Below are 22,698 nucleotides of genomic sequence, written 5' to 3'. Positions count from 1 at the left end.
CGTGAGGGTGTGGGAGAGTAGGACGCCGCCGGACAATCTTCCAGAGAAGCCCACCCCATCAGGGGTGGGCTTCTCTGCGTCTCCGCCCCCTTTTTTTGTGGGTCATCGGTCTCCCCTGCCCCTGGAGACTCGTCAAGGTCACGCTTGATCCTGGTTGTAGTGGCCTCACGGCGTGTGGATACCACTACATCCAGGATGTTGCACGATCTTGCGGCCGGCGGGGCAGGCCGCGTACTCGGTCAGTCTCGGGTCTGCATGCCGGCGCGGAGGTTGCGCAGCAGGCCGCCGGCGTCGTTTACCGACCGGCCCGGGAACATCGCCATGACCACGCTGCCGTGGTCGGCCCAGCCGCACACCGCGAAGTCCCCGCCCTCGCCGCTGGTGCTGCCACACTTCAGTACCCCGCCGAAGTCACCCGCGGGCAGCTCCCGCAGACCGTTCACCGCGCCGGTCTCGTCCGACATCAGGCGGAAGAGGCTGTCCAGGTCCCGTTCCGGCTGCCAGAGCAGGGTGGTGCCCCCGAAGATGAGCACTGAGCGCTTGTCGTCGGCCGGGTCGCGGTAGACAGTGCCGAAACTGCGGTCCAGTTCGATGTTCGCCGCCAGGCCGCTGCGTAGATAGTCGGCCGTGCTCTTCGCCCGCTCGCTGTCGTCGCGAGTCAGGCCCGCCACCCGATCGGGTGAGGCCAGTTGGGTGTCCTTCTGCTGCGCCACCCGCCACCCACCGACACCAAGAACGCCGGCACCGGCGAGACCGACCACCAGCGCGACCGTCCAACCGATCTTGCGTCGGCGTGACCAACCGCTGGACCGCTCGTCGGGGTCGCCTCCGGAGTCCCGGGTGCTCAGCTGGATCGGCTCTTCGGTGAGCTCGACCGGCTCGCGGCCGCCGTCGCGCGACCGCTCGGTGAGATGTGCGTCGGACATAGCCGACACCGTACGCGAACGGCAGGTGGCGCACGTCAGGTCTGCGGAAGCCCTCCGTAGACTTGTCCGGTGACCGAGAGACTGGATGCCCAACGCCCCGACGCCCCGACCCTTGCCGGCCAGTACCAGCCCGGCGAGGTAGAGCAGCGACGGTACGAGCATTGGGTAGCCGGCGGGCACTTCCGGGCCTCCGCCGACAGCGACAAGCCCCCTTTCACCATCGTCATCCCGCCGCCGAACGTCACCGGCTCGCTGCACATGGGCCACGCGTTCGAGCACACGCTGATGGACGCCTTGACCCGGCGTAAGCGGATGCAGGGCTTCGAGGCGCTGTGGCTGCCGGGCATGGACCACGCCGGCATCGCCACCCAGAACCTGGTCGAGCGTCAGCTCGCCGCGGAGGGGCTGTCCCGGCACGATCTCGGCCGCGAGAAGTTCGTCGAGCGCGTCTGGCAGTGGAAGGCCGAGTCCGGTGGCGCCATCCTCGGCCAGATGCGTCGCCTCGGCGACTCCGTCGACTGGGACCGCGAGCGCTTCACCATGGACGAGGGGCTGACCCGCGCCGTCCAGACGATCTTCAAGAAGCTCTTCGACGACGGTCTGATCTACCGGGCCAACCGGATCATCAACTGGTGTCCGCGCTGCCTCACGGCGCTCTCCGACATCGAGGTCGAGCACACCGACGACGACGGCGAGCTGATCTCGATCCGCTACAGCGACGAGGTCGTGGTGGCCACCACCCGGGCGGAGACGATGCTCGGCGACACCGCCGTGGCGGTGCACCCCGACGACGAGCGCTACCAGCACCTGATCGGCACCGAGGTCGAGCTGCCGTTGACCGGTCGCCGGATCCCGATCGTCGCCGACGCGCACGTCGACCCGACCTTCGGCACCGGCATGGTGAAGGTGACGCCGGCCCACGACCCGAACGACTTCGAGATCGGCCAGCGGCACGACCTGCCCGCGCTGACAGTGATGGACGAGCGCGGCGTGATCACCGTGCCCGGCCCGTTCGAGGGGTTGGACCGGTTCGAGGCGCGACCGGCGATCGTGGCGGCGCTGCGGGAGCAGGGCCGGATCGTCGCCGAGAAGCGTCCGTACGTGCACGCGGTCGGGCACTGCTCCCGGTGCAAGACCACCGTCGAGCCGCGGCTGTCGCTGCAGTGGTTCGTCAACACCGCCCCGCTGGCCCAGGCCGCGGGTGACGCGGTGCGTGACGGCCGGGTCCGCATCGAGCCGGCCGAGCTGGCCAAGCGCTACTTCGCCTGGGTCGACAACATGCACGACTGGTGCATCTCCCGGCAGCTGTGGTGGGGGCACCGCATCCCGGTCTGGTACGGCCCGGCGGGTGAGATCGTCTGCGTCGGCCCCGACGAGGCGCCGCCGGCCGGCGAAGGCTGGCACCAGGACGAGGACGTCCTGGACACCTGGTTCTCCAGCGGCCTGTGGCCGTTCTCCACACTGGGCTGGCCCGAGCAGACCCCGGACCTGGCGAAGTTCTACCCGACCAGCGTGCTGGTGACCGGGTACGACATCCTGTTCTTCTGGGTCGCCCGGATGATGATGTTCGGCCTCTACGCGATGGACGGCCGGCCGCCCTTCGACGTGGTCGCGCTGCACGGCATGGTGCGCGACCAGTTCGGCAAGAAGATGTCGAAGTCGTTCGGCAACGTGGTCGACCCATTGGACTGGATCGACCGGTACGGCGCCGACGCCACCCGGTTCACCCTGGCGCGGGGCGCGAACCCCGGCCAGGACGTCCCGGTCAGCGAGGAGTGGTGCCAGGGCTCCCGCAACTTCTGCAACAAGCTCTGGAACGCCACCCGGTTCGCCCTGATGAACGGCGCGCACACCACTGGTGACCTGCCCCCCACCGACCAGCTCTCCACCGTCGACCGGTGGATCCTGTCCCGGTTGGCGCACGTCACCGCCGAGGTCGACGAGCAGTTCGAGGCGTACGAGTTCGCCAAGGTGTGCGACCTGCTCTACCACTTCGCCTGGGACGACGTCTGCGACTGGTACGTCGAGCTGAGCAAGCCGGTGCTCGCCGAGGGCGGTGAGCGCGCGGAGGCCAGCCGTCGGGTGCTCGGGCACGTGCTCGACCAGCTGCTGCGGCTGCTGCACCCGGTCATCCCGTTCGTCACCGAGGAGCTGTGGCTCGCGTTGACCGGCGGCGAGACGGTGCAGGCCGCCGCCTGGCCGGTGGCCGACCGGTCGCTGGTCGACGACGCCGCCGAGGCCGAGCTGGTCGGCGTTCAGCGGGTGGTCACCGAGATCCGCCGGTTCCGTTCCGACCAGGGGCTGCGCCCCACGCAGCGGGTGGCTGCCCGCCTGGACGGGCTGTCCGGCGCGGGTATCGCTGCCCACGAGCCGCTGATCCGCTCGCTGGTCCGGTTGGATCCGGCCGGTGACGACTTCCAGGCCAGCGCCACGTTGGCCATGCCCGGCGCGGTCGGTGTCGCGTTGGACACCCGGGGGTCGATCGACGTGGCGGCCGAGCGGGCCCGGCTGACGAAGGACCGCGCGGCAGCCGAGAAGGAGGTCGCGCAGGCCCGGGCGAAGCTCGACAACCCTGCCTTCATCGGCAAGGCCCCCGAGCCGGTGGTCGCGAAGATCCGCGGCCGGCTCGCCACCGCCGAGGCCGACCTGGTCCGGATCGACGCTGCTCTGGAGACACTGCCCTCGTGACCGACCGTACCGAATTCGCCGCCGTCGAGGCCGAGCTGAACGCCCGTGGCTTCACCCGCATGGTCTTCGAGCTGGACCGGATCGAGTCGCTGCTCGACCTGCTCGGCAGCCCGCAGCGGGCGTACCCGACGATCCACCTGACCGGCACCAACGGCAAGACCTCAACCGCGCGGATGATCGACTCGCTGTTGCGGGCGCACGGCCTGCACACCGGGCGGTACACCAGCCCGCACCTGGAGACCGTCCGAGAGCGGATCAGCCTGGACGGGGAGCCGGTCAGCGAGGAGCGGTTCGCCTCGGTGTACCGGGAGATCAAACCGCTGGCTGAGCTGGTCGACGCGCGGTCGGACGAGCCGCTGACGTACTTCGACATGACCACCGCGCTGGCGTTCGCCACCTTCGCCGACGCGCCGGTCGACATCGCGGTGGTCGAGGTGGGCCTCGGCGGGGCGGAGGACGCCACGAACGTCCTCCAGGCCGGGGTCTGTGTGATCACCCCGATCGGGCTGGACCACACCGAGTGGCTCGGCGACACGATCCAGGACATCGCGCTGGCGAAGGCCGGCATCATCCACCCGGGGGCCACCGTGATCTCGGCGGCCCAGGAGGAGGAGGCCGCCGGTCCCCTCCTCGACCGCTGCGCCGAGGTCGGGGCCACCATCGCCCGGGAGGGCGGCGAGTTCGGCGTGCTGGGTCGGGCGGTCGCGGTCGGCGGTCAGGTGCTGACCCTCCAGGGGCTGGGTGGCGTCTACGACGACGTGTTCATTCCGCTGCACGGTGCCCACCAGGCGCAGAACGCGGCCATGGCGCTTGCCGCCGTGGAGGCGTTCCTGGGCGCCGGGGCCCGACGTCAGCTGGACATCGAGGCGGTCCGCGAGGGCTTCGCCTCGACCAGCTCCCCGGGTCGGCTGGAGCGGGTGCGTAACGCCCCGACCATCCTGCTGGACGGTGCGCACAACCCGCACGGCATGAAGGCCACAGTCACCGCGCTCCAGGAGGAGTTCGCGTTCAGCAAGCTGGTGGCCGTCATCGGCGTCCTCGCCGACAAGGACGCGGAGGCGCTGCTGGAGCTGCTGGAGCCGGTGGTCGACCAGGTGGTGGTCACCCGCAACAGCTCGCCACGGGCGATGCCGACGGAGGAACTCGAAGCGCTGGCCGCCGAGATCTTCGGCGAGGAGCGGGTGGCTTCGGCGGAGAACATGCCGGACGCGATCGAGCTGGCGGTGGCGATGGCCGAGGAGGACGTCCCCGGTGAGCTGAGCGGCGTCGGGGTGCTGGTCACGGGGTCCGTGGTGACTGTCGCCGACGCGCGCCGGCTGCTGAAGCGATGACCAGCCCGGAGCGGGACCCGCACCCCACCGAGGACCCGACCGGCCCGCCGGTGGGGGAGGAGCCCACGGCCGGGCAGCCGCGACGCTCCGGGTTGCGCAACCCGGAGCGGGCGGTACGCGGTCTCGGTGCTGGCACGCTCAGCCTGGAGGCGCTGGTGCTGTTGCTGGCGATCCAGCCGATCCGGGTGGTCGGCGGTGACCTCGGCGGTGCCGCGATCGGTGCGGTGGTGGCACTGGCGGTGGCCGCCGTGGTGCTCGCCGGCATGATGCGTCGGCAGTGGGCCTGGAACGCCGGCACCGTGCTCCAGGGGCTGCTGTTGTTGGGCGGTCTGCTGCACTGGTCACTGCTCGGGCTGGGCATCATCTTCGCCCTGGTCTGGGCGTACGCGTTGCACGTTCGCCGCGTCATTCTCGGCTGACGGCGGACCCGGCCGGCGCTGTCCGAAGGCGGGCCGGGTCAGGCGTCGGCGCGTTCGCGCCACTGGGTGAGCGCGACGCCGTGGCCATCCGGGTCGCGGAAGGCCGCCGCCCACCCCTCCAGCTTGGTGCCCCGGTTGACCACCCGGGGCGCGTACGTGAAGCGGACGCCCGACTCGCGCAACCGCTCGTACGCCGCCTCGATGTCGCTCACCTCAAGGTTGACGTGCACGAGCCGGCGGCTGATGGGCGCCGCCCCGGTCACCTCGCGCAGGACGATCCGGGTCGCCCCGGAGGCTAGGACGGCGTTGTGGGCACCCTGGTCGACCTCGCTGAAGCCGAGCACGTCGCGGTAGAAGTTGAGCGACCGCTGCAGGTCGGTGACCAGCAGGGTGAGGCCCACCCCGCTGATCGGTGCGGCCGGGTCCGCGCCCGAGCCGGCGTCGAATCCGAAGATCGCCTGGTCCAGTTCCTCATCCGTCACTGTGGTGCGTGCGGCCCCGGCCGGCGAGGGATCGTCCAGCGGAAGATCGAGTGGGTCCAGCGGGTCGGGAGTGCCCGGGCCGGAGCGCTGCGCGGGCGGCGGGTCGAAGCGCTGCGCGCTGGGCGGGTCGACGGGTTCCTCGGCGGGCGGGGCGCTCGCGCCGCTCGCCTGCGGGGCGTCGAACCGGTCGGCGGCGGGCTCGTCGAAGCGCTCCTCGGCGGGCGGGCGGGGCGCCGGAGTGGTTGCCCGTCGGGGCAGCCCGCCGGCCTGCGGCTCGACGACCACGCCCTCCAACACCACCGGGCCACCCGGGCTCTGGTGCATCACCACGGGCTCGCGCTCCTCGGGCACGACGCCCGGGTCGTCGCGCCGGAGGTCGTCGCGCGAAGGGTCGGTGCGCAGCGGGTCACCGAGCGGGTCGCGGAACGGGTCACCGGACGGGTCCCGGAACGGGTCACCGACCGGGTCGCGGAAGTCGTCGTCGGGTGCGCGGTCCGCCCACGGCGGCGCGTCCTGCTGGATCAACAGCTCGTCCACCGGCTCCGCGTCGGCGAACTCCGGCGGAAGATCGGCGACGGCAGCGGCGGTCTCGGCATGGGTGAGCACCTCGTCCCAGAGGACCTTGACGTGCCGCTGGTCGTCCAACGCGACCCGGATCGGCAGGGTCTGGCCCAGCGACGGCCACTTGGAGACCGGCACCCTCGGCTCAATGATCTTCTTGGACCGCGGCGGCAGACCAGGGGCGTCGATCACCAGTTGGAGTTCGCAGCGGCCGAACGCGTACTGGGTGGGTGGTTCGGAGGCGCTGTGCACGTGCCCGACGCCGACGACCCACGTGCGACCGCCGCCGCGTACGGTCGCCAGCGCGATCGCCAGCACCAGCAGGGCGACCCCCAGAGCCACGATGGCCCAACTCGTCATGCCGAGCCCGAACAGGACGACGAACGTGGCAACGGTGCCCAGCACCGCGCCGATCAGCTTGCGTACCGGCGCGATGGGTCGGTTCCCGCCATTCGCCACAGTGGACCTCCCGGGGTCAGGACCAGGCTAGGCCGGATCGGCCACCGGGGGAAAGACCGGCCGCCGCGCCGGTGCCGGGACCGGGTCGCTAGGCTGACCGTACCGATCCCAAGCGTTCATCGCGTACAGGAGGAACCCAGCGTGTCCAGCAACAGCCCGGATGAGCGCAGCCTCGTTCTGATCAAGCCCGACGCGGTCCGCCGCGGCCTGGTCGGCGAGGTCCTCTCCCGCTTCGAGCGCAAGGGGCTGCGGATCGACGCGATGGCGCACCGGACGATGGATGCCGCGCTCGCCGACGAGCACTACGCCGAGCACGTCGACAAGGCGTTCTACCCGCCGCTGAAGGACTTCATGACCGGCGGCCCGCTGGTCGCCCTGGTGCTCTCCGGCGACCAGGTCATCGACGTGGTCCGCGGGCTGGTCGGCGCCACCGACGGACGCAAGGCCGCCGCCGGCACCATCCGGGGTGACCTGTCGCTGTCCAACCGGGAGAACCTGGTGCACGCCTCCGACTCGACTGACAGCGCCAAGCGCGAGATCGCGCTCTGGTTCCCCGAGCTGGGCTGACGCCCACCGGCCCGGGGTCGACCGACGACGCCCGGGTTCAGCCGACCGCCGGCACCTTCGCCGGGTTGCCGACCACGTAGATCCCGGTGATCCGTCCGTCGGCCGCGGCGATGGTCAGCGTGTACCGACTGCCGTCCGCGCGGGTGATCAACATCGCTGGTTCCCCGTTGAGCTCCACCGGATCCATCGCCACTCGGTGACGCGGGCCGTAGACCCCGGCGTAGAACCGGGCGATCCGGTCGGCGCCGCTGACCGGGTTGAGGGCGGCCCGCACCCGACCGCCGCCGTCGTTCCAGGCGGTGGCGTCGGCGGCCACCAGGTCGGTGAGCCTCGCCAGGTCACCGTCGCGGGCCGCGGCGAGGAACGCGTCCAGCAGCCGCTCCCGCTCCGGGCGGCTGGCGGTGAACCGACGCTGCTCCTGCCGTACCCGCGCGGTCGCCCGGTGGTACAGCTGCCGACAGTCGGCGACGGACCGCTCCAGGATCTCGGCGATCTCCGCGTACGGCAGGTCGAAGGCCGTGTGCAGGACGTACACCGCCCGCTCCGGCGGGGTGAGCCGCTCCAGGACGTGCAGCAACGCGGTGGAGAGCGAGTCGCGTAGCTCTACCCGGTCCAACGGCCCGAACGGCGAGGGCGCGGTCGGCACCGGCTCGGGCAGCCACGTCCCGACGTACGTCTCGCGGGCCGCCTGCCGCGCGCGCAGCCGGTCCAGTGCCAACCGGGTGACCACCCTGGACAGGTATCGGCGCGGCTCCTCGACCCGGGCCCGGTCCACACCGAGCCAGCGCAGGTACGCCTCCTGGAGCACGTCCTCCGCGTCGTGCCGGCTGCCGAGCAGGCGGTACGCGAGACCGAGCAGCATCGGCCGGTGCGCCTCGAGCGCACCGGCCGCCTCCGCTGCCGCCTCGGTGGTCACGCCTGGGCTGGAGGCTCCAGCCGCATCGTCACCCCGATCCGATTCCACACGTTGATTGTGGCAATCGCGATGACGAGGTCGGCCAGTTCCTTCTCGGACCAGACCTTCGCGGCGTCATCCCACACCTCGTCCGGCACCCCGTGCTCGCCGAGCCGGGTGACCGCGTCGGTGAGGGCCAACGCGGCCCGCTCCCGCTCGTCGAAGAAGGGAGCCTCCCGCCAGGCGGCTACCGCGAACAGCCGGCGGCTCGACTCGCCGTCGGCGAGCGCGTCCCGGCTGTGCATGTCCACGCAGTACGCGCACCCGTTGATCATCGACGCCCGCAGTTTCACCAGCTCCAGCACTGTGCGGTCGACGTTCGTCTGAACGTACTTCTCCAACCCCAAGACGGCCTTGTACGCCTGCGGTGCGACCTCGGCCGGGTTCATCCGTTGCACGACTACCTCCTGATTGGTCCGACACCGTTACGACGGCCGGACCGGGCCGGGTCGTGACAACCAAGACTGTGATCCCGCGCACGGGCCGTCCCCGACCCCCGGTCGATCATGGAGTTGTTGCCACGACACGCCGTCGAGCGAGGCAACAACTCCATGATCAACGTGGGTTGGGTCGGGGATGGGGCCCGCCAGCGCCGTCTGGCCCCGGCAGGCCGAACAGCTCCCCGTTGCCGACCGTCAGGTCGACGCCGCGGTCTGCCCGGACCTTCCGACGCTCGTGATCAGCAGGCTAGAAGTGACGGGTACGGGTGGGAAACGGATTCGGATCGAGCCGAATGCTCAGGCCGAGGCGCTCGTCGGCTCGTCACCGACGAGCTGCACCAGTGCCAGACCGGCCGGTTCCAGGCCGTACAACACCCGCCGACCCACCCGGCGCCGGTGTACCACGCCCGCGGCCAGCAGCGCGGAGAGCTGCTCCGACACGGTGCTCGGAGCCAGCCCCAACGTGGCCGCGAGGCCCGCGGTGGTGGCTGGCCTCGCCAGCGCCCGCAGCACCTGGGCGCGACCCCGACCGACCAGCACCGCCAGCCGGTCCGTGGCCGGTGTCGTCCGGGCCGCCGAGACCGGCCCACTCTCGGCGAGCACTGCCGCCCCGCGCGCCTGGTAGGAGACGGCGATGATCTCCGGATGGTCGGTGGCGCAGACGAGTGCCCCCTCCGAGAAGATCAAGGGAAGCAGCAGCAGTCGCTGGTTCACCGCCGTGAACTGCTGCTCCGACGGCTTCACCAGGGTCAGCACCGGCTTGTTCCAGCGCACCCGTTCGTGCAGGTCGGCCAGGAGCGCGTCCGGGCCGTACGCGGCGAGCGCACGGGCCCGATGCAGCACCTCCTCGTCCAGCGCCGCCTGCATCGCCGGCCACCACGGCGCGATGGCCGCGTCCCAGTACGCCTGGATGCCGTCGGCGAGCCGGTCCAGGGCGGCCCGCCGGTCCTTGACGAACGGGCGGAGCCACTCCGGCAGGTCGTCCGGGTGGTAGTAGTGGGGGATCTGCTCGGTGATCACCTCGGCCGGCGTCGCGCGCAGCTCGGCGAGTTGGTCGGCCAGGGTCGGCGCGGCCAACGTGGGGATCGGGCTGAGGAAGTCCGGTGCGGGTAGGCCGCTGGTCAGCAGCCGGGCCGGCGCGGTCGCCGGCACGCCGTCGAGCACCCGCCGTGCGTGCCGCGCCCAGGCGGTGTACGGCCAGGGCGCCTCAATCGGATTGCGGTGCAGCAGTAACAGACTGGTCAGCACCTCCCAGAGCGGGCTGGTGGCGATCCGGGTCCGGAGCAGCGTCGGCTCGTCCAACTCGATCCGGATCACCCGGTGAGCCTAGGGTGCCGGCGCGGGCGTTCACTCGGCGGCGGGGCGGTCGGCGGGTCGAGTATCGTTGAGCACTGTAAGGCGATGACCCGGCCATCACCGGTGAGCCTCCGGAAGAACAGCCGGGCAACCGGCCCAGTAGAACCGGACGGATGCGGCCCGTCACAGCCGACAATGAGCGGGCGGTCGATCCTGACCGCCAAGCGGGGTGGTACCGCGGGCCACCCGGGAGCGCCGTTCCAGGCGTACCCGGAGGTTCGTCCTCGCAGACCCACGTTGAGTGAGCTGCATGAGGAGAGCGACCCCCGATGGCCTATCCGTTGCACGACGCGACCGCCGCCGGTGTTCCGGCGAGCCCGGACCTGCCCGCGGTCGAGCGCCGCGTGCTGGAGCACTGGACGGCTGACAAGACCTTCGAGGCCAGCATCGAGGCCCGCCCCGCCGGCACCGACGGCAAGAACGAGTACGTCTTCTACGACGGCCCGCCGTTCGCCAACGGCCTGCCGCACTACGGTCACCTCTTCACCGGCTACGTCAAGGACGTGGTGCCGCGCTACCAGACCATGCGCGGCCGGCACGTCGAGCGGCGTTTCGGGTGGGACTGTCACGGCCTGCCCGCCGAGGTGGTGGCCGAGAAGCAGCTCGGCATCACCAGCAAGGCGGAGATCATCGACCTGGGCGTGGACCGGTTCAACGAGGCCTGCCGTGCCTCGGTGCTGGAGTTCACCCAGGACTGGGAGCGGTACATCAACCGGCAGGCCCGCTGGGTCGACTTCACCAACGACTACAAGACCCTCGACCTGGACTACATGGAAAGCGTCATGTGGGCCTTCAAGACCCTGCACGACAAGGGTCTGATCTACGAGGGCTTCCGGGTGCTGGCGTACTGCTGGCGCTGTGAGACGCCGCTGTCGAACACCGAGACCCGGATGGACGACGTCTACCGGGACCGGCACGACCCCACCCTGTCGGTGTGGTTCGAGCTGACCGCCGACGAGTCCGCGCCGGAGCTGGTGCGCGGGCCGGTCAAGCTGGGCGTCTGGACCACCACGCCGTGGACCCTGCCGTCGAACCTGGCGCTCGCCGTCGGACCCGACATCGAGTACGCGGTGCTCGAACACCGGGGTTCCCCCGACAGCGAGCGCAGTGGCGACCGCTACCTGGTGGGGGCGGCGCGGCTGGCCGCGTACGCCAAGGAGCTGGAGGGCTACGAGCAGGTCGGCACGGTGTACGGCCGGGACCTGGCCGGGCGCCGCTACACGCCGCTGTTCGACTTCCTCGTCGAGCAGGCAGGGGAGAACGCCTACCAGGTGCTCGGCGCGGAGTTCGTCACCACCGAGGACGGCACCGGGATCGTGCACCTGGCCCCGGCCTTCGGTGAGGACGACCAGAACGTCTGCAACGCCGCCGGCATCCCCACCATCGTCACTGTCGACGACCACACCCGGTTCACCGCGCTGGTCCCGCCGTACCAGGGTGAGCAGGTCTTCGACGTCAACAAGCCGGTGATCCGGGAGCTGAAGGACCGGGGGGTGGTGCTCAGGCAGGACACCTACACCCACTCGTACCCGCACTGCTGGCGTTGCGACACCCCGCTGGTCTACAAGGCGGTGTCGTCGTGGTTCGTCGCGGTGACGCAGTTCCGGGACCGGATGGTCGAGCTGAACCAGGAGATCAACTGGACGCCGGGCCACATCAAGGACGGCTCGTTCGGCAAGTGGCTGGCCAACGCCCGGGACTGGTCGATCAGCCGGAACCGGTTCTGGGGCTCGCCGATCCCGGCGTGGAAGTCCGACGACCCGAACTACCCGCGCCTGGACGTCTACGGTTCGCTGGCCGACATCGAGCGGGACTTCGGCGTACGCCTGACCGACCTGCACCGGCCGGCGGTGGACGACCTGGTCCGCCCCAACCCGGACGACCCTACGGGTGCGTCGATGATGCGCCGGGTGCCGGAGGTGCTGGACTGCTGGTTCGAGTCCGGGTCGATGCCGTTCGCCCAGGTGCACTACCCGTTCGAGAACGCCGACTGGTTCGAGCACCACTACCCGGGTGACTTCATCGTCGAGTACATCGGGCAGACCCGTGGTTGGTTCTACACGATGCACGTGCTGGCCACCGCGCTGTTCGACCGGCCGGCGTTCCGTAACTGCCTGAGCCACGGCATCCTGCTCGGCTCGGACGGGCGCAAGATGTCCAAGAGCCTGCGCAACTACCCTGACGTCTACCACGTCTTCGACGCGTACGGCTCGGACGCGATGCGCTGGATGCTCATGTCCTCGCCAGTGCTGCGCGGTGGGGACATGGCGGTCACCGAGGCGGGCATCCGCGACGCCGTCCGGCAGGTGCTGCTGCCGCTGTGGAACGTGTACTACTTCTTCACGCTCTACGCCAACGCCGACGGATATCAGGCCCGGCGACGTACCGACTCCACCCACCTGCTCGACCGGTACGTGCTGGCGAAGACGAACGAGCTGGTGTCCACTGTCGGCGCGCAGATGGACGCGTACGACATCTCCGGTGCCTGCGCCACCGTCCGGTCCTACCTTGACGCGCTGACCAACTGGTACGTGCGCCGGTCCCGGGACCGGTTCTGGTCCGGTGACGCCAACGCCTTCGACACCCTGTCGACGGTGCTGGAGACGCTCTGTCGGGTGGTGGCGCCGCTCGCGCCGCTGACCGCGGAGGAGATCTGGCGTGGCCTGACCGGGGAGCGTTCGGTGCACCTGACCGACTGGCCCTCGGCGGAGGAGTTCCCGGCCGACCACGATCTGGTCCGCGCGATGGACAACGTTCGGGCGGTCGCCTCGGCGGCGCTGTCGCTGCGCAAGGCCAAGGGGCTGCGGGTGCGACTGCCGCTGTCGACGCTGACAGTGGCCTCGCCGGCCGCGGAGCAGCTGCGGCCGTTCGCCGACCTGGTCGCCGACGAGGTCAACGTGAAGACCGTGGAGTTCAGCGCGGAGCTGTCCGCGTACTGCGAGCAGGTGTTGACTGTGGTTCCCCGGGCGCTCGGCCCACGCGTCGGCAAGCAGGTGCAACAGGTGATCAAGGCGGTCAAGGCGGGCGAGTGGGAGCTGGTCGACGGCGCCCCGGTGGCCGCCGGCGTCACCCTCGCCGAGGGCGAGTACGAGTTGCGCCTGGTCGCCGCCGACGCCGAGCACTCCGCGCCGCTGCCCGGCGGCGAGGGCGTGGTGGTGCTGGACACCGACGTCACACCGGAACTGGCCGCCGAGGGGCTGGCCCGCGACGTGGTGCGGGTGGTGCAGCAGGCCCGCCGTGACGCCGACCTGGACGTCTCGGACCGGATCGTGGTGTCGGTGTCGGCGTCCGACGAGGTACGCGCGGCGGTGTCGGCGTACGTCGACTTCGTCTCCGCGGAGGTGCTGGCCGACTCGGTCGACTTCGTCGAGGGTCGGGACGGCTCCGTCGTCGAGGGTCGGGACGGCTCCGTCGTCGAGGGGCTGGAGGGCTTCGCCGGCGAGGTCGGCGATGGTGAGCGGGTAACGGTGGTCGTCCGCCGGGTGTAACGGACCATCGCCAGGGTGCGGGCGCCTCACCACCTCCGTCGGGGAGGTGTGGAGGCGTCCGCTACCGTGACACCGCCTGCTCGCATTTCATCTGCCGGAGGACCAGTGCCGCTGCTCTACACCATCGGCAAGCTGACCGTGGGCCCCACGCTGCGGGTGGCGTTCCGCCCGACCGTGGAGGGTCTGGAACACGTGCCGGAGACCGGCGGCGCGATCTTCGCCGGCAACCACCTCTCGGTGGCCGACGAGTTGTTCCTCGGCACGGTCGTGCCCCGGCACCTGGCTTTCTGGGCCAAGTCGGAATATTTCAACGGCACCGGCGTGAAGGGTGCGATCTCCAAGTTCGTCCTCACCGGCCTGGGTGCGATCCCGGTCGAGCGGGCCGGTGGCCGGGCGGCGCTGTCCGCGTTCGACGCGGCGATCCCGGCGCTCAAGGGCGGTGACCTGGTGGTGGTCTACCCGGAGGGCACCCGCTCGCCGGACGGCAAGCTCTACCGGGGGCGGACCGGCGCGGCCCGGCTGGCGATCTCGGCCGGCGTGCCGATCATCCCGGTGGGCATGATCGGCACGGACAAGGCGCAGCCGATCGGCGCCCGGGTGCCCCGGCCGGGCACTGCCAAGATCACGGTTCGATTCGGCAAGCCGCTGGACTTCACCGGCCGACCGGACGACCGCGCCTCGCTGCGGCAGATGACCGACGAGTTGATGAGCGAGATCCAGAAGCTCACCGGCCAGGAGTACGTGCCCCGCTACGCCCCGCCGCGCGCCCACCCGGACCCGACCCGCGACGCCTGACCCCGCCGGCCGCACCCCGGCCGGCGAGGGTGCGGCATCAGCCCCGCTCGGGTTGGACGATCTGGGCGCGCAGGGTGCCCAACAGGTCGGAACTGTCGGCGACGGAGAGTCGGGTGAACACCCCGGTGGCGATGCTGCCGTGGTCGACCGACGTGCAGACGACCACGGCGCCGCCGTCGGCGCTGCCCACCGCGCACCGTTCGTGCCGGCCCCGTACACCGGTGTCCACGCTCTCCGGGGCGCCCAACGCGTACCGATCGGTGAGCCGGCTGATCTCGGCCTCCGCGTCCGACTCCGGAGTCAGCCGGAAGCCGGTGCCGCCGAAGACCGTTACCCGCTTGCCGCTCGTCGTGGCGTAGACGCCAGCGAACGTGTCCTCGGCCAGCCAGTTCTCCTTGCGTACCTCGCTCTCCAACTTCTGGGCCGCCTCGGTGCTCCGGCTGTCCTGCCGCAGGTTGAGGTCGTCCACCTGGACGGGCAGGGCCGCGCGCGCCGGGTACTGGGCCGAGATCGGGAACCCGTAGTAGGCGGGGCAGCCACAACAGCAGGCCAGGGTGAGCAGCAGCAGCCACGGCCAGCGGCGTCGTCGGCGGACCGGAACCGGCACGTACCCCTTGGGGGCCTGCCAACCGGGCGGCGGTGATGGCGGTGGCGTGGTGGATCGCCGACCCCGGCGCTGCTTCGGCACCTTCGGCGGCGCGGGTGGTGCGGGTGGCGACATCGGCCGGGCCGGCACCATGGGCCCGATGGCCCGGGGTGCGCCCGGTGCCGCCGGCGGCGGCACCGGGTGCGACGAGGCCGGGGGAACGGGCGGCCCGGACCACTGCCGGGTGTCCGGTGGCGTCGGATACGACATCGTGGGCGGCAGCGGGGGCAGTTCGGCGGAGGGCAGGTCCCAGCCGCCGGTGTCCACGCCGGCCCACGGGTCGACCGGGGTCTGGTCCTCCGGCGGCCCGACGGCCACCGGCGGGGGAGGGGTCGGCTCGGCCGACTCGCCCCAGGCCTGTCGGCGGGGCAGCGGAGGTGGAACCGGGGCCGAACCACTCCACCTGGGCGCCGGGACCTCCGCGGCCGGGACCTCCGAGGCCGGGACCTCCGCGGCCGGGACCTCCGCGGTCGGGGCAGGCTCCGGCTGGTCCGGGGGTTCCGGCTGGTCCGAGTGGTCCGAGGGTTCTGGCTGGTCCGAGGGGTTCGGCTGGTCCGAGGGTTCCGGCTGCTCCGGGGGTACGGGTGGGGAGGTCGGCTCGTCGGCGACCGTCCGGTCCCGCTCCGGCTCCGGCTCCGGGGTGCTCCCGTTGGCCGGCCGTGCTCCCGGCTGGGTCTCCGGCATCGCGGCAATCTCCTCTCGCGCCGAACCGAGGTTAGTACCGCGCCGCCACCCCCGCCGATCGGGCGTGCGCGCGATCGGCGGCGGACGAACGCGTACCCTTGGGCATCATGAGTGCCCCGTCCACGAGCCCGCACGCGGCCGCGACCAACTCTCGCGACGACTCCAGCTCGGCCCCTCTGACGCCGCGTCGCGGCGCGGAGCCGTCGGTCTGGCCCCAGCTCGAGCCGCTGCTGCCCCAGATCTCCAAGCCCATCCAGTACGTCGGGGGCGAGTTGGGTGCGGTGACGAAGGACTGGGACGCGGCGACCGTGCGTTGGGCGCTGATGTATCCCGACGCCTACGAGGTGGGTCTGCCCAACCAGGGCGTGCAGATCCTCTACGAGGTGCTCAACGAGCTGCCCGACACCCTCGCCGAGCGGACGTACGCGGTCTGGCCGGACCTGGAGACGCTGATGCGCACGCACGGCGTGCCGCAGTTCACCGTCGACGCGCACCGGTCGGTGCGCGGGTTCGACGTGTTCGGCATCTCCTTCTCCACCGAGCTGGGTTACACGAACATGCTCACCGCGATCGACCTGGCCGGCATCCCGCTGCTGGCCGCCGACCGCACCGACGCCGACCCGGTGATCGTGGCCGGCGGGCACGCCGCGTTCAACCCGGAGCCGATCGCCGACTTCATCGACGCCGCGGTGCTCGGCGACGGCGAGGAGGCGGTCCTGGAGATCACCGCGATCGTTCGGGAGTGGAAGGCCGAGGGCTCGCCGGGCGGCCGCGACGAGCTGCTGCTGCGGCTGGCCCGCACCGAGAGCGTCTACGTGCCGCGCTTCTACGACGTCGACTACCTGCCGGACGGCCGGATCCAGCGGGTCGTACCGAACCGGGCCGACGTGCCGTTCCGGGTGCACAAGCGCACGACGATGGACCTGGACGCCTGGCCGTACCCGAAGAAGCCCCTCGTGCCGTTGGCCGAGACGGTGCACGAGCGGTACGCGGTGGAGATCTTCCGGGGTTGCACCAGGGGTTGCCGGTTCTGCCAGGCTGGAATGATCACCCGTCCGGTGCGGGAGCGGTCGATCACCACTGTCGCGCAGATGGTCCGCGAGGGCCTGGAGTTCTCCGGCTTCTCCGAGGTCGGCCTGCTGTCCCTCTCCTCGGCGGACCACTCCGAGATCGGCGACATGTGCTCGGGCCTCGCCCAGCAGTACGAGGGCACGAACGTCTCGCTGTCGCTGCCCTCGACCCGGGTGGACGCCTTCAACATCGACCTCGCGCAGGAGCTGTCCCGTAACGGGCGGCGCACCGGCCTGACCTTCGCCCCAGAGGGCGGGTCGGAGCGGATCCGCAAGGTCATCAACAAGATGGTGTCGAAGGAAGACCTGATCCGTACGGTCGTCACCGCGTACACCAACGGGTGGCGGCAGGTGAAGCTCTACTTCATGTGCGGCCTGCCCACCGAGACCGACGAGGACGTCCTCGAGATCGCCGAGATGGCCCACGAGGTGATCAGGGCCGGCCGGGCCGCGACCGGCTCCAAGGACATCCGCTGCACGGTCTCCATCGGCGGGTTCGTGCCGAAGCCGCACACCCCGTTCCAGTGGGCCGCGATGGACCGTCCGGAGGTCATCGACCACCGGCTCAAGATCCTCAAGCAGGCCATCAACGCGGACCGTTCGCTGGGCCGGGCCATCGGCTACCGGTACCACGACGGCGAGCCGTCGCTCATCGAAGGGCTGCTCTCCCGGGGTGACCGCCGGGTCGGGTCGGTCATCCGCAAGGTCTGGGAGAACGGCGGCCGGTTCGACGGGTGGAGCGAGCACTTCTCGTACCAGCGCTGGGTGCAGGCTGCGGCCGAGACGCTGCCCGCGTTCGGGGTGGACCTCGACTGGTACACCACCCGTCAGCGCGACGAGCTGGAGGTCCTGCCCTGGGACCACCTCGACTCGGGCCTCGACAAGGACTGGCTCTGGCAGGACTGGCAGGACGCGTTCAGCGAGTTCGAGCAGGACGACTGCCGGTGGACGCCCTGCTTCGACTGCGGCGTCTGCCCATCGATGGACACCGAGATCCAGATCGGCCCCACCGGCAAGAAGCTGCTACCGCTCACTCCGCTGGGCGGCAACGGCATGAAGGTCCCGTCGGGCCACTCGCACTCGCACCCCTGACCGCGGTGCTTTGACGTAGCGCCGGCTGGCGGTGACCCGCCACCACCCTCCACATCCGACATGTCGCCCAACGGGTCCGCGTCTCGCGGGCCCGTTGGCGTTGTTCGGGCTCGGCCCGCCCGGTGGCCCGCACCGGACCTTCAGCGAGATCGGCCGCCATCTGTACCACGTGCCGGTGACTGGGGCTGCCTCGACTAGGTCAGACTCGATACGCTGCGTCTGACATGGACCGACCCGGCGGGTCGGGGACGGGGGAGGAATCGCATGGGTAGCATCCCGCCGCCGAGCATCGGCGATCTGCACGTCAGCGTCGAGGACCTGGACGCCGCCGCCACATACGTCGAGCGGCTCCGGCAGTACATCGACGACACCATCAAGTACGAGATGGAACGCATCAAGACGCGGATGAAGGGCGACAGCAACAACGCCCAGACCGTCCCCGGCGGCACGCCGTTCGGCGCGTACGAGGACGCCGTCATGCAGTGGCGGGCCCTGGAGACGTCAACGGTGAACATGGAAGCGCACCTCAACACGCTCTCCCAGAAGCTCGCCGCGCTCAAGGAGGGCACCGAGGAGATCGCCAAGGCGTTCCGCGACACCGAGGCGCGCAACGGCGCCAACGGCAAGGAGATCGAGCGGCTGCTGGAGTCGGCGGCGCCGCCGCCCACGGCCAGCGGCGCACCCACCTACCCGTACACGGCCTGAGGGGGACGTCATGGCTGGAGGAACCTGGGAGCGGTGCGTCCGCGAGGTGACGCTCTCCGCGGACCCGGAAACGGTCGGATCGGTCGGAGCGGGCTGGAGCAACCTCTCCAGCGGCCTGCAACAGCTGCGGGACGCGCTCGTCGGTCGCTCGTTCGTCGGCCCGATCGCGACCGGCCAGGAGCGCCCGCACGTCGGCGGGCTGCCCGGGATGCTCGCCGGTTGGAAGGGCGGCGGTGGTGACGCGTACCGCGAGCACCTGGGCAAGATAGGCAAGCAGATCGAGGATCTGATCACCGACGCGACCAACGTCAGTGGCGCGTTGACGCGGATCGAGGGCGACATCCGCAAGTCGGTCTCCACGATCCCGATTCCGCTGATGGACGACTTCGGCTTCAACGAGTGGAGCCTGCCCAACGGCACCGAGCTCGACGATGCCCGCGACGGCGAGAGCTCGTCGGGGTTCCTCGCCGCGCTGCGCAAGGACTACCAGAGCAACCCCGGCTCGTACGCCGACGGCGCGTTCCGGGACAAGGCCGACGACCTGGAAGCGACGATGAAGGTCGACGGTCAGGCCGGTGACCAAAAGCGGGGCGGCTGGTGGGACACCGGAGCCCACCTGGACAACTGGTACCGGGACAATCAGAACGCGGCGAACACGGCGATGGCACCGCTGCCCCAGGCCGTCTACACGGAGCGCCCCAAGCTCACCGTCAACAGCCCGGACAGATCGGGCGGCGTGGACGAAATCCGTCGGGACCCCCGGGTCCCGCCCTCGGGGCGGCCCGACATCAGTGGTGGCGAATTCGGCGGGAAGCCCGACATCGGTGGTGGCGGCCCCACGATCGGCAGCAGGCCGCCGGGCATCGGCGACACGGGCGGTCCGACGTCCACCGTCGACCCGTTCTCCCCGACCAAGCCCGGTGGGCTCGGCGAGGGCTCGCCCACCGGCGGCACGGGTCAGTTCACACCCCCGTCGACGGGCTCCGGCTTGCCGGGCTACGCGGACGACGACGCTGGCTACAGCAGCGGTCTGGCCGGCGCCACCCCGGGCGGGGTCGGCGGCCTGGGCGGCGGCATCGGCGGCGGCGGGGTCGGCAGCGCCGGTCTCGGTGGCGCCGGCGGTGGTTTCGGAGGCGGTGCCGGGGTCGGCTCGGCCGGCGGGATCGGCGGCGGCGCCGGTGGTGGCCTGGGCGGCGGTGCCGGGATCGGCGTGGGCGGCATCCCCGGCATGGTGGGTGGCGGCAACGGAAAGATTCCGCCGATGACGAGCGCGGCGAACGCGTTGCGCACGGCTCAGGCTGCCGGCGGTGCCGGGATGGCGGGCGGCGCGCGTGGTGCCGGCGTCGGCGGTGCCGGAATGATGGGCGGCGGAATGATGGGCGGCGCGGGTGGCGCCGGCCAGGGTGGCTCCACCGGCTCCGAGCACTCGTCGTGGTTGACTGAGGATGACGATCCGTGGGGCCCCGGTGACGGGGCGTCCCCGGGTGTCCTTCGATGAGGATGGACGGATGAGGGTGAACGTCGCAGGCCTCCGGCCGGTAGTCGCCTGTCTGCTGGCGGGGTTCCTGGTGGTGGGGGCCGCTCAACCGGCGGCCGCCGCTCCCCGTCGGGCCGAGCAGTGGTATCTGGACGAGCTCCGGATCGACCAGGTGCACAAGATCTCGACCGGGCGGGGCGTGGTCGTCGCCGTGATCGACAGTGGCGTCGAGGCGAGCCACCCGGACCTACGCGGTCAGGTGCTTCCCGGTGGTCGCAGCTACGGCGCCTCCGGAGACGGCCGGTCCGACGAGGACGGGCACGGCACCCACATGGCCGGCATCATCGCGGCGAAAGCCAGCCGCGACGGGGTGGACGGCATCGCCCCCGGCGCGAAGATCCTGCCCATCAAGTTGCGCAAGGAGGACGGCTTCTACACCGACGCCGGGATTGCCCGGGGCATCCGGATGGCCGTCGACGGCGGGGCCAAAGTGATCAACATGTCCGTTGGTGGCCCCGGCTTCGCCAATCCCGTGCAGAAGAGCGCAATCCAGTACGCGTTGGACCATGACGTCGTCCTGGTCGCCTCCGCGGGTAACACCGCCCAGGGTGGAACCACAGTGGGCAAGCCCGCCAACACCCCCGGTGTGATCGCGGTGACCGGGACGACCAGGGGCGGCGCGTTCTGGTCCGGCTCCGTCCAGGGGCCGGAGGCGGTGGTCGCCGCTCCCGGCGACAGCGTGTACAACGTCACCAACGAGGGGGGCTACGGCTGGGGTGACGGCACCTCCGACTCCGGTGCGATCGTCTCCGCTCTGGCCGCGTTGATCCGAGCCAAGTACCCGGACCTCAACGCTCCGAGCGTGATCAACCGGATCATCCGGACCGCGCGGGACGCGGGCCCGTCCGGGCGGGACCCGCAGTACGGCTTCGGGGTGATCGACCCGACGCGGGCGCTGACCGCGAACGTGCCACCGGTCACCGCCAATCCGCTGCTCGACCCAGCCGTCGCGGCGACCGACCCGGGGCCGGGCCGTGCCGAGGGTGCGGACGAGGAGTTCGACGTCACCCAGCACGGCGATCGTGGTGGCCCCACCGACCAGCAGGTCATGGTGATCGGCATCGGCATCGCAGTGGTGTTGGTGTTGCTGCTGGGTCTGGTGGTCTTCCTGATCTGGAACCGCCGCCGGTACCGGCGGGAGGCGGCCCGAGCCGCCGACATCCCGGACGAGGTGCTCGACCGGGTGGCCCAGGGGGCGTACCCGCCGCCTGACGCGGGTTACGCCCCACCGCCGGGCTACCCGCCTCCACCCGGTTACGCCCCTCCTGGCGGGTACGCGCCGCCTTCCGGCTACGCCCCTCCCTCGGGGTACGCCCCGCCCTCGGGCTACACCCCGCCCTCCGGCTACGGTCCACCGCCGGGCGGGTCACCGCCCGCGCCGCCGACGGAGCGGTAACCGGTTCCGATCATGGTGGCCGGCTGGTGACCTCCGCGTCGCCGGCCGGCCATCGGCTTCCGCGGCGGGTGGTCGCGACGGGGGCGACCGGTTTGTGCCCGTCCGTCAGGGCGGTTTCGGCCGCCCCGGCTGCGTACCGTCACGAGCCCTGCGCCAGGATGGGCGGACACGCAGGTACACCCGAGGAGCCCACGATCGCCAAAAAGCCTCAACCCGAGGGCGGCCAGGCACCGGTCGTTCAGCGCGTCCGCATCCGGTACGCCAAGCGCGGGCCGCTGCGATTCACCTCGCACCGGGACTTCGCCCGGGCGTTCGAGCGCGCGCTAAGGCGGGCGGCTGTGCCGGTCGCCTTCTCCCAGGGTTTCCACCCGCACCCGAAGATCTCCTACGCCAGCGCCGCCCCGACCGGGGTGGCGAGCGAGGCGGAGTACCTGGAAATCGCCCTTCAGGCGGCGGTCGACCCGGAGGCGTTGCGCGCCGCGTTGGACGCCGCGCTCTCGCCGGGGCTGGACGTCCTGGACGCCGTGATCGCCGAAGGGGGCAACCTGCCGGACCGGATCGAGGCGTCGCACTGGCACATCGAGTTGCCTGAGGTCGACACGGCGGTGCTGCGCGACGCCGTGGACGCCTTCGTCGCGGCCGAGGAGGTGCTGGTCGAGCGGATGACCAAGCAGGGTCGACGTACTTTCGACGCCCGCGCCGCCGTGATGTCGATCGATGTCCAACTGCCGACGCCGACGCCTTCCGGGGCGCCGGCCGTACCGTGTGCGATACTCGAACTGGTCGTGCGGCAGGTCACCCCGTCCGTACGGCCCGATGACGTCCTTTCCGGCCTCCGCGTGGTGGCCGACCTGGAGCCGCCGGTTTCGCCGAGGGTGACACGGCTGGCTCAGGGCACGTTGACCGCGCAGGGTGCGATCGTGGATCCGTTGGATGCGGACCGCGACGGGGCAGCCATCGTTGGGCACTGACCGACGGTCGGTGTTCTGGCAGGCAGACTTCGGCGGTCGCGCACCACGCGCGCCCGGCGGAAACACTTTTGCGGCGACCCTGCGTGGCAGCGCTCACCCGCGCCCGGGCTAGCCAGAACTGGAGAACGTC

Annotated in this window: 17 protein-coding genes; 11 read left to right on the top strand and 6 right to left on the bottom strand. The window is 71.2% G+C overall.

All coding sequences use genetic code 11. From position 1 onward, the window contains the following. Window positions 1-239: 239 nt before the first annotated feature. Window positions 240-926: a hypothetical protein gene (locus ACFYPG_RS31995; RefSeq protein WP_387354926.1), complete on the bottom strand. Its 687-nt coding sequence runs from the start codon at window positions 924-926 to the stop codon at window positions 240-242. Window positions 927-995: 69 nt separating this feature from the next. On the opposite strand from ACFYPG_RS31995, the gene ACFYPG_RS31990 reads away from it, so the two are divergent. Genes ACFYPG_RS31990 through ACFYPG_RS31980 form a run of 3 tightly spaced genes read left to right on the top strand, consistent with a single transcriptional unit; the run spans window position 996 to window position 5,364 of the window. After that, window positions 996-3,614: a valine--tRNA ligase gene (locus ACFYPG_RS31990; RefSeq protein ID WP_387354924.1), complete on the top strand. Its 2,619-nt coding sequence runs from the start codon at window positions 996-998 to the stop codon at window positions 3,612-3,614. Beyond that, window positions 3,611-4,945, top strand: coding sequence for a folylpolyglutamate synthase/dihydrofolate synthase family protein (locus ACFYPG_RS31985; protein ID WP_355009331.1), 1,335 nt, complete (start codon window positions 3,611-3,613; stop codon window positions 4,943-4,945). The genes ACFYPG_RS31990 and ACFYPG_RS31985 overlap by 4 nt, the downstream gene beginning before the upstream one ends. Next, on the top strand, window positions 4,942-5,364 hold the full coding sequence (locus ACFYPG_RS31980) for a DUF4233 domain-containing protein (RefSeq protein WP_355009330.1): 423 nt from the start codon (window positions 4,942-4,944) through the stop codon (window positions 5,362-5,364). Before ACFYPG_RS31985 ends, ACFYPG_RS31980 begins: the two co-directional genes overlap by 4 nt. A gap of 38 nt (window positions 5,365-5,402) precedes the next feature. Here ACFYPG_RS31980 and ACFYPG_RS31975 read toward each other — a convergent pair whose 3' ends face one another. Further along, on the bottom strand, window positions 5,403-6,866 hold the full coding sequence (locus ACFYPG_RS31975; RefSeq protein ID WP_387354921.1) for a VOC family protein: 1,464 nt from the start codon (window positions 6,864-6,866) through the stop codon (window positions 5,403-5,405). A gap of 141 nt (window positions 6,867-7,007) precedes the next feature. Between ACFYPG_RS31975 and ndk the strand changes: the two genes are divergently transcribed. Beyond that, the gene (gene ndk, locus ACFYPG_RS31970) at window positions 7,008-7,433 is read left to right on the top strand and encodes a nucleoside-diphosphate kinase (protein WP_088949743.1); all 426 of its coding nucleotides are present in this window, start codon (window positions 7,008-7,010) and stop codon (window positions 7,431-7,433) included. A gap of 37 nt (window positions 7,434-7,470) precedes the next feature. Here the strand turns inward: ndk and sigJ are convergent, their stop codons facing one another. The 3 genes from sigJ to ACFYPG_RS31955 all read right to left on the bottom strand — a co-directional run bounded on the left by sigJ (window position 7,471) and on the right by ACFYPG_RS31955 (window position 10,145). Next, window positions 7,471-8,349: an RNA polymerase sigma factor SigJ gene (sigJ, locus tag ACFYPG_RS31965; protein WP_357263841.1), complete on the bottom strand. Its 879-nt coding sequence runs from the start codon at window positions 8,347-8,349 to the stop codon at window positions 7,471-7,473. Then, the gene (locus tag ACFYPG_RS31960; RefSeq protein WP_387354932.1) at window positions 8,346-8,777 is read right to left on the bottom strand and encodes a carboxymuconolactone decarboxylase family protein; all 432 of its coding nucleotides are present in this window, start codon (window positions 8,775-8,777) and stop codon (window positions 8,346-8,348) included. Before ACFYPG_RS31960 ends, sigJ begins: the two co-directional genes overlap by 4 nt. 348 nt (window positions 8,778-9,125) lie before the next feature. Then, complete coding sequence (locus tag ACFYPG_RS31955) at window positions 9,126-10,145, bottom strand: ArsR family transcriptional regulator (RefSeq protein WP_355009326.1); 1,020 nt, start codon at window positions 10,143-10,145, stop codon at window positions 9,126-9,128. A gap of 308 nt (window positions 10,146-10,453) precedes the next feature. Here ACFYPG_RS31955 and ileS point away from each other — a divergent pair, with 308 nt between their 5' ends. Next, complete coding sequence (gene ileS / locus ACFYPG_RS31950) at window positions 10,454-13,672, top strand: isoleucine--tRNA ligase (RefSeq protein WP_387354918.1); 3,219 nt, start codon at window positions 10,454-10,456, stop codon at window positions 13,670-13,672. Window positions 13,673-13,777: 105 nt separating this feature from the next. Next, entirely contained in the window at window positions 13,778-14,467 is a 690-nt protein-coding gene (locus ACFYPG_RS31945; protein WP_355009324.1) for a lysophospholipid acyltransferase family protein, read from the top strand. Between the two features lie 37 nt (window positions 14,468-14,504). On the opposite strand, the gene ACFYPG_RS31940 is transcribed toward ACFYPG_RS31945, so the two are convergent. Further along, entirely contained in the window at window positions 14,505-15,797 is a 1,293-nt protein-coding gene (locus ACFYPG_RS31940; protein ID WP_387354916.1) for a hypothetical protein, read from the bottom strand. Window positions 15,798-15,904: 107 nt separating this feature from the next. On the opposite strand from ACFYPG_RS31940, the gene ACFYPG_RS31935 reads away from it, so the two are divergent. The 5 genes from ACFYPG_RS31935 (at window position 15,905) to ACFYPG_RS31915 (ending at window position 22,568) form a co-directional block, all read left to right on the top strand. Further along, on the top strand, window positions 15,905-17,959 hold the full coding sequence (locus ACFYPG_RS31935; protein ID WP_355009322.1) for a TIGR03960 family B12-binding radical SAM protein: 2,055 nt from the start codon (window positions 15,905-15,907) through the stop codon (window positions 17,957-17,959). 264 nt (window positions 17,960-18,223) lie between these two features. Then, window positions 18,224-18,664 carry a hypothetical protein gene (locus tag ACFYPG_RS31930; RefSeq protein WP_355009321.1) on the top strand — a complete coding sequence of 147 codons (441 nt, stop codon included), beginning with the start codon at window positions 18,224-18,226 and terminating at the stop codon, window positions 18,662-18,664. 10 nt (window positions 18,665-18,674) lie between these two features. Beyond that, window positions 18,675-20,162, top strand: coding sequence for a hypothetical protein (locus ACFYPG_RS31925; RefSeq protein WP_387354913.1), 1,488 nt, complete (start codon window positions 18,675-18,677; stop codon window positions 20,160-20,162). 10 nt (window positions 20,163-20,172) lie between these two features. Then, on the top strand, window positions 20,173-21,597 hold the full coding sequence (mycP, locus tag ACFYPG_RS31920; protein ID WP_355009319.1) for a type VII secretion-associated serine protease mycosin: 1,425 nt from the start codon (window positions 20,173-20,175) through the stop codon (window positions 21,595-21,597). Window positions 21,598-21,755: 158 nt separating this feature from the next. After that, window positions 21,756-22,568, top strand: coding sequence for a TIGR03936 family radical SAM-associated protein (locus tag ACFYPG_RS31915; protein WP_355009318.1), 813 nt, complete (start codon window positions 21,756-21,758; stop codon window positions 22,566-22,568). The last annotated feature ends 130 nt before the right edge of the window (window positions 22,569-22,698 follow it).

Source organism: Micromonospora sp. NPDC005553 (assembly GCF_042871765.1).
GTDB lineage: Bacteria > Actinomycetota > Actinomycetes > Mycobacteriales > Micromonosporaceae > Micromonospora.
This window is presented reverse-complemented; position numbering and strand designations above follow the sequence as displayed.

Coding starts and splice junctions, on each gene's coding strand:
- ACFYPG_RS31995 (WP_387354926.1), bottom strand. CDS start 926: ATGTCCGACGCACATCTCACCGAGCGGTCGCGCGACGGCGGCCGCGAG.
- ACFYPG_RS31980 (WP_355009330.1), top strand. CDS start 4,942: ATGACCAGCCCGGAGCGGGACCCGCACCCCACCGAGGACCCGACCGGC.
- ACFYPG_RS31960 (WP_387354932.1), bottom strand. CDS start 8,777: ATGAACCCGGCCGAGGTCGCACCGCAGGCGTACAAGGCCGTCTTGGGG.
- ileS (WP_387354918.1), top strand. CDS start 10,454: ATGGCCTATCCGTTGCACGACGCGACCGCCGCCGGTGTTCCGGCGAGC.
- ACFYPG_RS31940 (WP_387354916.1), bottom strand. CDS start 15,797: ATGCCGGAGACCCAGCCGGGAGCACGGCCGGCCAACGGGAGCACCCCG.
- ACFYPG_RS31935 (WP_355009322.1), top strand. CDS start 15,905: ATGAGTGCCCCGTCCACGAGCCCGCACGCGGCCGCGACCAACTCTCGC.
- ACFYPG_RS31930 (WP_355009321.1), top strand. CDS start 18,224: ATGGGTAGCATCCCGCCGCCGAGCATCGGCGATCTGCACGTCAGCGTC.
- ACFYPG_RS31925 (WP_387354913.1), top strand. CDS start 18,675: ATGGCTGGAGGAACCTGGGAGCGGTGCGTCCGCGAGGTGACGCTCTCC.
- mycP (WP_355009319.1), top strand. CDS start 20,173: ATGAGGGTGAACGTCGCAGGCCTCCGGCCGGTAGTCGCCTGTCTGCTG.
- ACFYPG_RS31915 (WP_355009318.1), top strand. CDS start 21,756: ATGGGCGGACACGCAGGTACACCCGAGGAGCCCACGATCGCCAAAAAG.